Origin of the sequence: Thalassospira xianhensis MCCC 1A02616 (genome assembly GCF_003326475.1) — a bacterium.
In the GTDB taxonomy this organism is placed as follows: domain Bacteria; phylum Pseudomonadota; class Alphaproteobacteria; order Rhodospirillales; family Thalassospiraceae; genus Thalassospira; species Thalassospira xianhensis.
On record NZ_JPWA01000022.1, the window covers coordinates 41,794 to 54,675 of the forward strand.

11 protein-coding genes are annotated in these 12,882 nt (G+C 54.1%); 9 read left to right on the top strand and 2 right to left on the bottom strand.

Going from position 1 to position 12,882, the window contains the following annotated elements; all coding sequences use genetic code 11:
- The first annotated feature begins 232 nt into the window (after positions 1–232).
- Genes TH5_RS16750 through TH5_RS16760 form a run of 3 tightly spaced genes read left to right on the top strand, consistent with a single transcriptional unit; the run spans position 233 to position 4,207 of the window.
- Complete coding sequence (locus tag TH5_RS16750) at positions 233–1,597, top strand: NAD(P)-dependent oxidoreductase (protein ID WP_114122802.1); 1,365 nt, start codon at positions 233–235, stop codon at positions 1,595–1,597.
- Positions 1,598–1,617: 20 nt separating this feature from the next.
- Complete coding sequence (preA, locus tag TH5_RS16755; protein WP_114122803.1) at positions 1,618–2,895, top strand: NAD-dependent dihydropyrimidine dehydrogenase subunit PreA; 1,278 nt, start codon at positions 1,618–1,620, stop codon at positions 2,893–2,895.
- A gap of 34 nt (positions 2,896–2,929) precedes the next feature.
- Positions 2,930–4,207 carry a Zn-dependent hydrolase gene (locus TH5_RS16760; protein ID WP_114122804.1) on the top strand — a complete coding sequence of 426 codons (1,278 nt, stop codon included), beginning with the start codon at positions 2,930–2,932 and terminating at the stop codon, positions 4,205–4,207.
- Between the two features lie 63 nt (positions 4,208–4,270).
- Here the strand turns inward: TH5_RS16760 and TH5_RS16765 are convergent, their stop codons facing one another.
- The gene (locus tag TH5_RS16765; RefSeq protein ID WP_244204953.1) at positions 4,271–5,035 is read right to left on the bottom strand and encodes a substrate-binding periplasmic protein; all 765 of its coding nucleotides are present in this window, start codon (positions 5,033–5,035) and stop codon (positions 4,271–4,273) included.
- Between the two features lie 170 nt (positions 5,036–5,205).
- Positions 5,206–5,847 carry a TetR/AcrR family transcriptional regulator gene (locus TH5_RS16770; RefSeq protein ID WP_062958548.1) on the bottom strand — a complete coding sequence of 214 codons (642 nt, stop codon included), beginning with the start codon at positions 5,845–5,847 and terminating at the stop codon, positions 5,206–5,208.
- A gap of 423 nt (positions 5,848–6,270) precedes the next feature.
- Here TH5_RS16770 and aptA point away from each other — a divergent pair, with 423 nt between their 5' ends.
- From aptA to TH5_RS16800, 6 genes are all read left to right on the top strand, one after another.
- A complete protein-coding gene (gene aptA, locus TH5_RS16775) occupies positions 6,271–7,602 on the top strand; it encodes an omega-aminotransferase AptA (RefSeq protein ID WP_114122806.1) in 1,332 nt (443 codons plus the stop codon).
- A 179-nt stretch (positions 7,603–7,781) separates the two neighbouring features.
- Positions 7,782–8,648: a nitrilase-related carbon-nitrogen hydrolase gene (locus TH5_RS16780; protein WP_114122831.1), complete on the top strand. Its 867-nt coding sequence runs from the start codon at positions 7,782–7,784 to the stop codon at positions 8,646–8,648.
- A gap of 196 nt (positions 8,649–8,844) precedes the next feature.
- The gene (locus TH5_RS16785) at positions 8,845–9,636 is read left to right on the top strand and encodes an ABC transporter ATP-binding protein (protein ID WP_062950904.1); all 792 of its coding nucleotides are present in this window, start codon (positions 8,845–8,847) and stop codon (positions 9,634–9,636) included.
- Positions 9,626–10,555: an ABC transporter permease gene (locus tag TH5_RS16790; protein ID WP_062958550.1), complete on the top strand. Its 930-nt coding sequence runs from the start codon at positions 9,626–9,628 to the stop codon at positions 10,553–10,555. The genes TH5_RS16785 and TH5_RS16790 overlap by 11 nt, the downstream gene beginning before the upstream one ends.
- The gene (locus TH5_RS16795; RefSeq protein ID WP_114122807.1) at positions 10,552–11,709 is read left to right on the top strand and encodes an ABC transporter permease; all 1,158 of its coding nucleotides are present in this window, start codon (positions 10,552–10,554) and stop codon (positions 11,707–11,709) included. The genes TH5_RS16790 and TH5_RS16795 overlap by 4 nt, the downstream gene beginning before the upstream one ends.
- 59 nt (positions 11,710–11,768) lie before the next feature.
- Entirely contained in the window at positions 11,769–12,755 is a 987-nt protein-coding gene (locus tag TH5_RS16800) for an ABC transporter substrate-binding protein (protein WP_114122808.1), read from the top strand.
- The last annotated feature ends 127 nt before the right edge of the window (positions 12,756–12,882 follow it).

A 12,882-nucleotide genomic window follows, 5' to 3' on the forward strand; every position in this document is an offset into this window, starting at 1 on the left:
AAGCGCGGCAGATTGAATACTGGGAAACAGTCCGGCAATATGCCGGACGGATACGCCAAGAATGTCATTGATAGAAGACGCAGAGATGGTCGGGCCCGCCTGTCCACATACGCCATAAATCCATCCGAAGCCCTTTGCGGCTTACATGGCGGCTGGTCTTTTGAGGATGCCATTCTTGTTTTGTCTCTCGCTGACGCCAGGAGAGGACGCCTTTTTGGCAGGGAGACAAACCATGACCATCTTGCAGGGCAAGCAAGTTTCGAAATCAGGTGCGATCCAAGGCTCGGGTCATATCGGACATAATGATACCGATGACGGATTTTCCGATCTGCATCCAGCCTATTCCACATTGCAGGCCATGGCCGAAAGCAATCGCTGCCTGTATTGCTATGACGCGCCATGCGTTACGGCATGCCCGACATCAATCGATATTCCGGGCTTCATCCGCAAAATCAGCACCGGCAACCCGGACGGGGCGGCCAAAACCATCCTGTCGGCCAATATCATGGGGGGCACCTGTGCGCGTGCCTGCCCGACAGAAGTGCTGTGCGAACAAGCCTGTGTGCGCAATGTGTCCGAAGATGTCGCGGTTGAAATCGGCAGTCTGCAACGTTTTGCGGTTGATCACCTGATGGCGCGCGATGAATTGCCCCATCCGTTCAAACGGGCCCCCCTGACCGGTAAACAGATCGCGGTGGTCGGTGCCGGTCCGGCGGGGCTTTCTTGCGCGCATCGCGCGGCGATGCTGGGCCATGATGTGACGGTGTTTGAAGCCAAGGCGAAGCCGGGCGGGCTTAATGAATATGGTCTTGCGGCGTACAAAATGACCAATGATTTCGCCCAGCGCGAGGTTGAATTCCTTTTGGGCATTGGCGGCATCCGGATCGAGTATGGCAAGGCGCTTGGCCGTGACATCAGCCTTGAGGCGTTGCGCGACGGATATGATGCGGTGTTTGTTGGGGTCGGGCTTGGCGCGACCAACGAACTTGGCCTGCCGGGAGAGGCATTTGATGGTGTCGATGATGCGATTGCCTTTATCGAGCAGCTTCGTCAGACCGAGCCCAAATCTGACATGCCGGTTGGCAATAATGTGATCGTGATCGGCGGTGGCAACACTGCAGTTGATGCCGCCATTCAGGCCAAACGCCTTGGTGCTGACGAAGTCACATTGGTCTATCGCCGTGGGGCCGAACATATGTTGGCCACAGAATATGAACAGGAACTCGCCAAGATCAATGGCGTGGTCGTGCGCCACTGGGCCAAACCGGTTGCGATCAAGGCCAATGGCAAGCTGATCGGCATGGAGTTCGAGAAAACGGAACTTCGGGACGGCAAGCTTGTCGGCACCGGCGAGAAATTCGAAATCCGCGCTGACCAGATACTTAAGGCCATAGGTCAGAAAATCAAAGCAGATGACCTTGCCGGGATGGAAATTGCCGGGGGCAAGATCGTGGTCGACGAAAATTACCAGACAACCGCCTCTGGCATCTTTGCCGGTGGGGATTGCATCAAAAGTGGCGAGGACCTGACAGTTCAGTCGGTCGAAGACGGCAAACAGGCCGCGATTGCCATCGACGCGTTCCTTAAAACCGCATAAGCCAGAAAGGGAGAGAGAAAATGGCTGATCTAAGCTGCAAAATTGCCGGGATTGATTCACTCAACCCGTTCTGGCTGGCTTCCGCACCGCCGACCGACAAGAAATACAACGTTGTTCGCGCATTTCAGGCCGGATGGGGCGGGGTTGTCTGGAAGACGCTGGGGATTGATCCGCCAGTGGTTAACGTATCGTCGCGCTATGGCGCGCATCATGACCAGAACCGCCGTTTGCTGGGGATCAACAATATCGAACTGATTTCCGACCGGCCGCTTTCGGTCAACCTTCAGGAAATCCGTGAATGCCGTAAAGAATATCCCGATCATGTGATCATCGGATCGATGATGGCCCCGATTGAAGAACGGGCGTGGAAGGATTTGGCCCAGCAGATCGCCGAAAGTGGCGTGCACGGAATCGAACTTAACCTTGGTTGCCCGCACGGCATGTGCGAACGCGGCATGGGATCGGCGATCGGGCAGGTGCCCGAAATGGTCGAACAGGTCACCCGCTGGGTCAAGGATGCGGTCGATATTCCGGTCTTTACCAAGCTGACGCCAAACATCACCAATATCCTTTGGTCGGCAGAAGCTGCACTTAAAGGCGGAGCGGATGCAGTATCGCTTATTAACACCGTTAACTCGATCATTTCGGTCGATCTTGACAGCATGGTTCCCGAGCCGATGGTTGATGGCAAAGGCACCCATGGCGGTTATTGCGGATCGGCGGTAAAGCCGATTGCGCTTAACATGGTGGCCGAAATTGCTCGCACGCCGGAAACCCGCGATCTGCATATTTCCGGCATCGGTGGCATTACCACATGGAAAGACGCCGTTGAATTCATGGCACTGGGTTCAAACGCGGTGCAGGTCTGTACGGCTGCTATGATTTATGGTTTCCGGGTTGTCGATGATCTGATCGACGGCATGAGCCAGTGGATGGATGACAAGGGTTACACCAGTGTCGAACAGTTCACGCGTGCGGCCGTGCCACAGGTCGCGAACTGGAACGAGCTTAACATGAATTTCGATACCAAGGCGGTGATCAACCCCGACAATTGTATCGAATGTGGCCGTTGCCACATCGCGTGCGAGGATACATCGCATCAGGCGATTGCGATGAATGTCAAGGAAGACGGGCATCGTGAGTTTGTTGTCATCGACGAGGAATGTGTTGGTTGCAACCTTTGCTATCACATTTGTCCGGTGCCTGATTGCATCACCATGGAGCCGGTCAAAACCGACAAGCCTTACATGACCTGGCCGGAACATCCGCTTAATCCGATGCGGCAGGCTGCCGAGTAATCCCAAGCCGGAAGACAGACAAAAGGATATCTACATGACCGTTCAACCAAGTGTGCGTAATCTGTCGATCAATGGCGACCGGCTTTGGGACAGCCTGATGGAAATGGCAAAGATCGGCAAAACTGCCAAGGATGGCGTTTGCCGATTGGCGCTGACCGATCTGGATCGTGAAAGCCGAGACTTGTTCATCAAATGGTGCAAGGCCGAGAGCTGCACGATCCGCATCGACAAGATGGGCAATATCTTTGCCCGTCGTGAAGGTCGCAACCCCGATCTGCCGCCAGTGGTGATGGGAAGCCATCTGGACAGCCAGCCGACAGGGGGCAAATATGATGGTGTTTACGGTGTGCTCTCGGGGCTTGAAGTAATCCGGGCACTGAACGAAGCCAAATACGAAACCGAGGCACCGCTTGAAGTCGTTTGCTGGACCAACGAGGAAGGGTCGCGCTTTGCTCCGGCGATGGTCGCATCGGGCGTTTTTGCCAAGGTTTTCGACCTTGAATACGGTCATTCACGGGCCGATGTCGATGGCAAGACAATGGGCGAGGAATTGAAACGCATCGGCTATCTTGGCGATGACGAAGCCACGATTGACGCCCATCCGATGGGGGCCTATTTCGAGGCGCACATCGAGCAGGGCCCGATCCTTGAAGATGAAGGCAAGGATATCGGCATTGTGACCGATGCACAGGGGCAGCGCTGGTACGAAATCAAGTTCACCGGTGTCGAAGCCCATGCGGGCCCGACCCCGATGAAAACCCGCAAGGACGCTTTGCTGGGGGCTGCTCGGGTGGTTGATCTGGTCAACAGGATCGGTCTGGATCGTTCCCCACTGGCCTGTGCCACGGTTGGGATGATGCAAATCCACCCCAATTCACGCAACGTGATCCCGGGTGAGGTGTTCTTTACAGTCGATTTCCGCCATCCAGACGACGCGGTCCTGGCCGATATGGATAAGGCCCTTCGTGAAGGGGTCGAGAAGATCGCATCTGAAATTGGCCTTAAAACCGAGTTTGAGCAGATATTCTATTATGCGCCGGTTCCGTTTGACAAAACCTGTGTCGATGCGGTGCGCAACGCGGTTGAAATCGGCGGTTATTCGGCGCGCGAAATCGTGTCGGGTGCCGGTCATGATGCCTGCTATCTGGCGCAAGTGACCCCGACCGCGATGATCTTTATCCCGTGTGTCGATGGTATTTCGCATAACGAGATCGAGGAAGTTCACAAGCACTGGTCAGATGCGGGAGGGCAGGTTTTGCTGCATGCCGTGCTGGCCAAAGCCGATGAGACGGTCATGAAACAATCAGTTTAGGCCGAGATAAACTGCCTCCCATGGATACTCCAGACTGAACCGGCCCTTGTGCCGGTCTTTTTTTCAGTTGCTGTTGGAAGAGGGCAGATGGAGTTGAACCCATTGGGCCAACTGGCCGTTTTCGTCCAGCTCGCCGATAAGGTTGTTCAGGGTAACCGTATCGGCAAGACAGGGACTATTACGCGAAAATATCAGATAAACCTTGTTGACTGCAAGCGGTGGTTCAACCGGCAGAACAATGCCGTCGAGCTTGTCATTAAGAATATTCGCCATGCCGTCATAACGGCCCAGCATAACGTAATCGACCCGACCGTTTAAAAGCACATCGAAAATCCGGTCTCCGGTCGGAGAATAAACCATATCCAGCCATTGTTTGGCAAAACGGTCAATTTCATCGCCATAGCTGCCACCCTGCGGGCGGGCGCCGCGATGCCCCATCAGGTCCGAGATGCCCGATACCCTGAACGGGAAGTCCCGATGCTGGAAAATCATCACATCGTCATTGGCGAACGGCACCGAGTATATGAATTCAAGATTGCGCTGATCGGTGAAATAGGCACCTGCTATCACGTCTATCTGGCCGGTTTCCAGCATCCGTAATGATCTGGTCCAGGGAATTTCGAGATGGATATCGGTTTCCAGCCCCCAATTTTTTGCGTAGTGGCGCAATACTTCGATCGCAACTCCCTGCGGCATGCCATTTTCATCGACATAGGAAACCGGCTCCCAGCCATTTGCACCGCCAACGATTAGCTTGTCGCATGCTCGATTGACGGAAGGTTTCCAGATAAGGTCATGCGCAAGGGCATTGTTACTTGTAAAAAGCAACAGGCTTGGTACCAAAGAAATCAACAGTCCGGCAAAGATGTGCCGTAGACGATGTATGCAGGGCATTCAGAACCGCCATCACCCGGATTAAGGACTGTGTATTTCAGGTTTGGTGTGATGGGGAAAGTTACAACTATACAGAAGTGTTGTGCTGGATGCCGCAAGTGGCTTTATGATAGGCCAACGCCCTTCAGAATAATGCGCACGACATTTTCCTTGGCCTCTGCGAACTGGGTATCCGATAGCGGTTGATCGTTGTTGAAGATTTCAATCTGGCGGGCAAAATCGGCGTAATGCTGGGTCGTGGCGAAGATCATATACATCAGCGAGTAGGGCTCGACCTTGTCCATCTTGCCCTCGGTGATCCAGCGATTGATCACCACTACGCGGCTATCAAGCCAGTTTTTGACCGTGGTTGAAATGTAATCGGATGAAAACTTTGCCCCACGGATGATTTCATGTGCCCAGACGCGTGAACCATGCGGGCGGGCACGCGACAGATCCATCTTGGCCTCGATATAGCCACGCAGGATTTCGGCCGGATCGGAACTGTTTTCAAATGTCATCGCCGCTTCAAGCCAGTGATCGCAAATGTCTTCCATGATGCGGCGATAAAGGGCTTCTTTGGTGCTGAAATAGTAATGCACATTGGCCTTGGGCACATTGGCAATTTCGGCAATCCGCGCGGTGGTTGCACCCTTGAAGCCGTAATCGGCAAAAACCAGTTCGGCAGCGGCGAGAATTTGCTCTTCGTTTTCCTGACGAATGGCGGCCTTGTGTGCACCGTTCAGTCCGGATTTGATTGCAGTCATCGACGTTCCCCGAAATTGCGTCATTTATCTTGACCGTTTGGTCAGGTTAAAATAATCTCTACTTTAGATACTAAAAAGCAAGCTTAAAATACGCGCCGAACCAGCCGGGTATGTCCAAAATTTTGAACAACACTGGTGAAAGATAAACAGAAATTCGGTGCCGTAAACAAAAATCAGGGTCGCTGAAATGGCATTTGGCAGTCGAAAATTCGAAACCAGTTCCCGGTGACTTTAAAGCGCTAGTGCATGGGAGATTCCCGTGCTAACGATTTTTTCTGCACCCTTATCAGGTGTAGTCCAAACTGCCCTATGTGCGACATATCGCTCAGTCGAGGCGGTCTGGCTATTTAATAAAGTCGGACATTGATTTGGCCCGCCAAAACGATGTCAGGGAAGCACAAGAAAGGTACGGGAGACCTTTTTATGACAGCCACCACGAAAATCAGCCGACCGAACGATCTTTCGGCATTCTGGATGCCGTTTACGGCGAACCGCCAGTTCAAGCAGGCCCCACGCATGCTTGTCAGCGCGGAAGGCATGTATTACCAGACCGATGACAACCGCCAGATTCTGGACGGTACTGCAGGGCTTTGGTGCTGCAACGCTGGTCACAAGCGCCCCAAGATCGTCGAGGCGGTCAAGGCACAGATGGACGAACTGGATTATGCCCCGGCATTCCAGATGGGGCATCCCAAGGCGTTCGAGCTTGCCAGCCGTCTGGCGCAGCTTATGCCGGGCGATCTGAACCATGTTTTTTATACCAATTCCGGATCTGAATCGGTTGAAACCGCGCTTAAGATCGCGATTGCCTATCACCGGGCACGAGGGGATGGGCAGCGGACCCGATTGATTGGTCGCGAGCGCGGCTATCACGGTGTCAATTTCGGCGGTATTTCGGTCGGTGGTATTTCTGGTAACCGCAAAACCTTTGGCCAGATGTTGGGCGGGGTTGACCATATCCGTCATACCTATCTGCCTGATGAAAACGGTGTTACCCGCGGCATGCCGGAACACGGTGCGTTTCTGGCCGATGATCTGGAACGCATTTGCGCGCTGCATGATCCGTCAACCATCGCGGCTGTTATTGTTGAGCCGGTCGCAGGGTCGACCGGTGTTCTGATCCCGCCAAAGGGCTATCTGGAACGCCTGCGCGAGATATGCACCAAACATGGCATTCTTCTGATCTTTGATGAAGTCATTACCGGTTTCGGTCGCCTTGGCGCTCCGTTTGCGGTGGATTATTTTGGTGTTCAGCCGGACATGGTAACGACGGCAAAGGGGCTTACCAACGGCACGATCCCCATGGGAGCGGTTTTCGCCACTGACGACATCCATGACACGTTCATGACCGGTCCGGAAAACATGATCGAGCTGTTCCATGGCTACACCTATTCGGGCAACCCGGTTGCCTGTGCGGCGGGCCTCGCGACGCTTGAAACCTATGAGGAAGAAGGCCTTTACACCAAGGGGCAGGAACTTGGCCAATATTGGGAAGATGCGGTTCACAGCCTGATTGATCTGCCGAAGGTCAAGGATATCCGTAATCTTGGTCTGATCGGTGCGGTCGAACTTGAAAGCATCGAAGGCTTCCCGACCAAGCGGGCCTTTAGTGCATTCCTCAAGGCGTTCGAGAAGGGCATCCTGATCCGCACCACGGGCGATATCATTGCGCTTTCACCGCCGCTGATTATTGAAAAATCTCATATCGATCAGCTGTTTGGCACGCTGCGCGAAGTGTTGAAGGAAATTGACTAAGAACTGGTTTCAGCCCTGTCCCATTGCGGGCAGGGTGGGCGAAAGCTCTTGGGAAACGTTACGTTTCACGATTTTCCGGTTTGCGTCCCATCATGGGAATTGGGGGCGCAGACCGGACCAAGCCACAAGATCGGCAAAAGCCGGCACATGGCATATATCAGATCAAGGAGGTATCTCGGATGTCTATGCTGAGAGGCGGACTGATTCAGATGAGCCTTAAAGGTTCGACCGAACAGTCGCCGGACGAAATTCGTCAGGCCATGATCGACGCGCATCTGCCCTATATCGAAGAGGCAGGGCGGCAGGGCGTGCAGGTTTTGTGTTTTCAGGAAGTGTTTACGCAGCCCTATTTCTGCCCCAGCCAGGACAGGAAATGGTATGACGCGGCCGAAGAAATCCCGAACGGCCCGACCACACAATTGATGTGCGAACTGGCCAAAAAACACAAGATGGTCATCGTCGTTCCGATCTATGAGCAGGAAATTACCGGTGTGTATTATAACGCCGCTGCCGTGATTGATGCCGACGGGACCTATCTTGGCAAATATCGCAAAACCCATATCCCGCAGGTTGCCGGTTTCTGGGAAAAGTTCTTTTTTAAACCCGGCGTTTCGGACTGGCCGGTGTTTGATACCCAGTATTGCAAGCTTGGTGTTTATATCTGCTATGACCGGCATTTTCCCGAAGGCTGGCGTGCACTGGCGCTTAATGGTGCGGAATATATCGTCAACCCATCGGCAACGGTGGCCGGGCTTTCGGAACATCTGTGGAAGCTGGAACAACCTGCATCGGCAGTTGCCAACGGATGTTATATCGGGGCAATCAATCGTGTTGGCCGCGAAATGCCTTGGGATATCGGTGAGTTTTATGGCCAAAGCTATTTCGTCAATCCGCGTGGCATGATCGAGAAGGAAGCATCGCGCGATCGGGACGAACTGATCGTGCATGACATGGATATGTCCATGGTACGTGAAGTCCGGAACACATGGCAGTTTTTCCGGGACCGTCGGCCTTCGACTTATACCCGCCTGACCGACGGCAACTGAGATTTTAACGGCGAACGGAGCATGTGCTCCGCTCGTCGTTTTGCTTTGACCGACATTTTATATTCCGGCACCAAATGACCGGGCAAAAGACAAGTCGGCAAAGTTCAGGGCAACGACCCTGAGGGAGGCTTTAGAGAGACATTCGATCAGGGGATACCCCATGACGTTAAAAGCAGTCGTCAATAATGTGGCGCAAATGCCTGCATCCGCCGACGCAGTTGTTGATATTCAAAAACTGTCGTTGACTTTCCAAACCGCTGACGGGCCGGTTTATGCCCTGTCCGACGTTGATCTGACGATTGAACGTGGCGATTTCGTTTCCTTTATCGGCCCGTCGGGCTGCGGCAAAACCACGCTGTTACGCGTGATTGCCGATCTGGAAAAGGCCACGGGTGGCGATATATCGATCAACGGTGTTTCGCCGCAGGAAGCGCGTGAAAACCGTGCCTATGGCTATGTGTTTCAGGCCCCGGCATTGCTGCCGTGGCGTTCGATTGAACGCAATGTGACCCTGCCGCTGGAAATCATGGAAATTCCTCGCGAAGAACGCATTAAACGGGGGCATGAGGCTCTTAAACTTGTTGAGCTGAACGGGTTTGAAAAGAAATTCCCGTGGCAGCTTTCAGGTGGGATGCAACAACGCGCATCGATTGCGCGTGCGCTTAGCTTTGATGCCGATCTGCTTCTGATGGATGAACCGTTCGGGGCTCTCGATGAAATTGTCCGTGACCATTTGAATGAACAGCTTCTGAAATTGTGGGCCCGGACCAACAAGACGGTGGCCTTTGTCACCCATTCGATCCCCGAGGCAGTTTACCTGTCGACCAAGATCGTTGTGATGTCGCCAAGGCCGGGCCGGATCATTGATGTGATCAAAACCGATTTCCCAAAGGATCGCGGTCTTGATATCCGCGAAACGCCAGAATTCTTGGAAGTGGCCCATCGTGTACGTGAAGGGCTGCGGGCAGGGCATAGCTATGACGAGTAATGCCGCAACGATGAATGGGGCGATGGGCGGTGCGTCGCTTTGGTCGCGTTTGATGTCCGGGCAGGCAGGCCCGGTGACGGTGGTGCTGATTGCGCTGTTTGTGATCTGGTATGTTGGGGCGGTGTTTATGAACGCCCCGACCCAGATTGATCGCTATAACCGCGCCGGCGAAACCTGGACAACGACGCGTTTGATCGAAGATACGCTGGCACAGGAACGGCCGATCCTTCCGGCCCCGCATCAGGTCGCGCAGGAAATGTATAAAACCATTTTTGCGACTTCGATCACGTCCAAACGGTCGCTGGTTTACCACACATGGGTGACGCTTTCATCGACCCTGCTGGGGTTTGTGATCGGTACAGCACTTGGCATTTTGCTGGCGGTCGGGATCGTTCATGTGGTGACACTTGAAAAAAGCCTGATGCCGTGGGTGATTTCATCCCAGACCATTCCGATCCTTGCGATCGCTCCGATGATTGTCGTTGTGCTGGGCGCGATTGGACTTAAGGGACTGGTGCCAAAGGCGATCATTTCAACCTATTTGTGTTTCTTCCCGGTGACGATCAGCATGGTCAAGGGCCTGCGTTCGCCACAGGTGATCCAGCTTGATCTGATGCGGACCTATAACGCATCGAAATGGCAGACTTTCTGGTCGCTTCGCCTGCCATCGGCGATGCCTTATCTGTTTGCCAGCCTGAAGGTTGCGATTGCGATCAGTCTGGTGGGGGCAATTGTCGGTGAATTGCCGACGGGGGCGCAGGCTGGGTTGGGCGCGCGTCTTCTGGCCGGGTCTTATTACGGGCAAACCATCCAGATCTGGTCGGCATTGCTGACCGCGGCTTTTGTTGCCGCGATCATGGTGGTGATGGTTGGATGGTGTGAACGCCGTGTACTTGCCAGAATGGGAGTACGCGGATGACCAAGATCAAACTTGATAAATTCTGTCTGGTTGCGGCGATTGCGGCATTGCTGGCTTTGATCTTCCCGTTAACCGGAATTGATCCCGACAGCGGAAAACAGATCGCCTTTGTCAGCGACATCCCCGGAATTGCCGTTGCAATGGCGTTGTCTGTGATCACCGGTGCCGCTTTTACGTGGCTTGGTGTCGGGCGTATTCAGTATGCGGCAATCATTCTGGCGGTGGCGGTGTTTGGTTGCTGGCAGGCGGTTGGGGCCCTTTACAATCATGGGATTGCCGGACATGCGGCAACCGGTTTCTGGCTGTTCATCCTGTCGCTTTGGGCATTTGTCTGGCGGGGGATCGATGTTGTTGCACGCTACCGCAGCCTTGAAACTGCCAAACAGCAATCAGCCAATATTCTGGTGCCAATCGCGTTTGGTATCTGGTTGCTGTTTCTTTGGGAGGTGATCGTGGCGGGCTTTGGCGTGCCGCAGGTTTTGCTTCCTGCGCCAAGTGCCATCGGGCTTCGTTTCATCAGTTCGACCGACATTCTGGCAGCAGATTTCCATCAGACCTTCATCAAGGCCGTGATCAGCGGCTATGTGATCGGTTGCGGCAGTGCCTTTATCGTGGCGATTGCGGTGGATCGGGTGCCGTTCCTGAAACGGGGGCTTTTGCCGCTGGGCAATATGGTGTCTGCCCTGCCGATCATCGGTGTGGCACCGATCATGGTGATGTGGTTCGGGTTTGACTGGCAATCCAAGGCGGCAGTGATCGTGATCATGACGTTTTTCCCGATGCTGGTGAATACCGTGACCGGGTTGAATGCTGCAGGCGCGCTTGAGAAGGACCTGATGGCGACTTATGCGTCCGGTTACTGGTCGACCCTGTTTCGGTTGCGGCTACCAGCCGCAATGCCGTTTGTCTTTAATGCACTTAAAATCAACTCCACGCTGGCGCTGATTGGCGCCATCGTTGCCGAATTTTTCGGCACCCCGATTGTGGGCATGGGATTCCGGATATCGACAGAAGTCGGGCGGATGAATGTCGATATGGTCTGGGCGGAAATTGCATTGGCGGCCCTAGCGGGGACCGCCTTTTACGGAGCTGTGGCCTACGTCGAAAGAAAGGCGACGTCATGGCATCCGTCATTTCGGGTACGCCGCCATTAAAGGCATCAAAAGACGGCCCGTCGGGAGGACTTGACAATAACCTGAGGAGACATCGACGAATGAAGAAAATATTTGCGACTGCGTTAGGGTTAAGTGTCGGTATGGCATCGTTTTCGGCGATGGCAGCGGACGAAGTCACCCTGCAGCTTAAATGGGTAACCCAGGCACAGTTCGCCGGTTACTATGTGGCGCAGGACAAGGGGTTCTATGAAGAAGCCGGTCTTGACGTCACGATCAATCCGGGCGGCCCGGACATTGCCCCGCCACAGGTTATTGCCGGTGGTGGTGCCGATGTGATTGTCGACTGGATGCCATCCGCACTGGCATCGCGAGAAAAGGGTGTTGCGCTGGTAAACATTGCGCAGCCCTTTGCCAAGTCGGGCATGATGCTGACCTGCCTTAAGGAAACCGGGGTTGAAAGCCCGGATGATTTCCCGGGCCGGACGCTTGGCGTCTGGTTCTTTGGCAACGAATATCCTTTCCTGAGCTGGATGTCGAAGCTTGGCATTCCGACCGATGGCAGCGAAAAGGGTGTTACGGTTCTGAAACAGGGCTTTAACGTTGATCCGCTGTTGCAAAAGCAGGCCGATTGCATTTCAACAATGACCTATAACGAATACTGGCAGGTCATTGATGCCGGTATCACCGAAGATCAGCTTAAGGTCTTCAAATACGAAGATCAGGGTGTCGCGACGCTTGAAGACGGCCTTTATGTTCTTGAAGACAATCTGAAAGACGAGGCATTTGTCGAGAAGATGGGCCGCTTTGTTGCTGCGAGCATGAAAGGCTGGCAGTGGGCAAAGGAAAACCCGGAAGACGCCGCAATGATCGTTCTGGATAACGACGCAACCGGTGCCCAGACAGAAAAGCATCAGATCCGCATGATGCAGGAAATCGCCAAGCTGCTGGATGACGACGGAAAGCTTGACGAAGCGGCCTATCAGCGCACCGTCGATAGCCTTCTGTCGGGCGGTTCCGACCCGGTTATCACCAAAAAGCCGGAGGGTGCCTGGACCCACGCCGTTACCGACAAGGCGTCGATGTAACGATCCGATCCTGTCACCCAGCAGGTGTAACTGACCTGCCGGGTGACAAGCCATCTGACGAAACTGAAAACGGGCAGGGATGCCGGGGCTTTCCCGCAATTTTCCGGGCCTTACGACAGACTGACAG

Bases quoted from the DNA above. Each gene is read 5' to 3' on its own strand.
- TH5_RS16750 (WP_114122802.1), top strand. From the start codon at position 233: ATGACCATCTTGCAGGGCAAGCAAGTTTCGAAATCAGGTGCGATCCAA.
- preA (WP_114122803.1), top strand. From the start codon at position 1,618: ATGGCTGATCTAAGCTGCAAAATTGCCGGGATTGATTCACTCAACCCG.
- TH5_RS16760 (WP_114122804.1), top strand. From the start codon at position 2,930: ATGACCGTTCAACCAAGTGTGCGTAATCTGTCGATCAATGGCGACCGG.
- TH5_RS16770 (WP_062958548.1), bottom strand. From the start codon at position 5,847: ATGACTGCAATCAAATCCGGACTGAACGGTGCACACAAGGCCGCCATT.
- aptA (WP_114122806.1), top strand. From the start codon at position 6,271: ATGACAGCCACCACGAAAATCAGCCGACCGAACGATCTTTCGGCATTC.
- TH5_RS16780 (WP_114122831.1), top strand. From the start codon at position 7,782: ATGTCTATGCTGAGAGGCGGACTGATTCAGATGAGCCTTAAAGGTTCG.
- TH5_RS16785 (WP_062950904.1), top strand. From the start codon at position 8,845: ATGCCTGCATCCGCCGACGCAGTTGTTGATATTCAAAAACTGTCGTTG.
- TH5_RS16790 (WP_062958550.1), top strand. From the start codon at position 9,626: ATGACGAGTAATGCCGCAACGATGAATGGGGCGATGGGCGGTGCGTCG.
- TH5_RS16795 (WP_114122807.1), top strand. From the start codon at position 10,552: ATGACCAAGATCAAACTTGATAAATTCTGTCTGGTTGCGGCGATTGCG.
- TH5_RS16800 (WP_114122808.1), top strand. From the start codon at position 11,769: ATGAAGAAAATATTTGCGACTGCGTTAGGGTTAAGTGTCGGTATGGCA.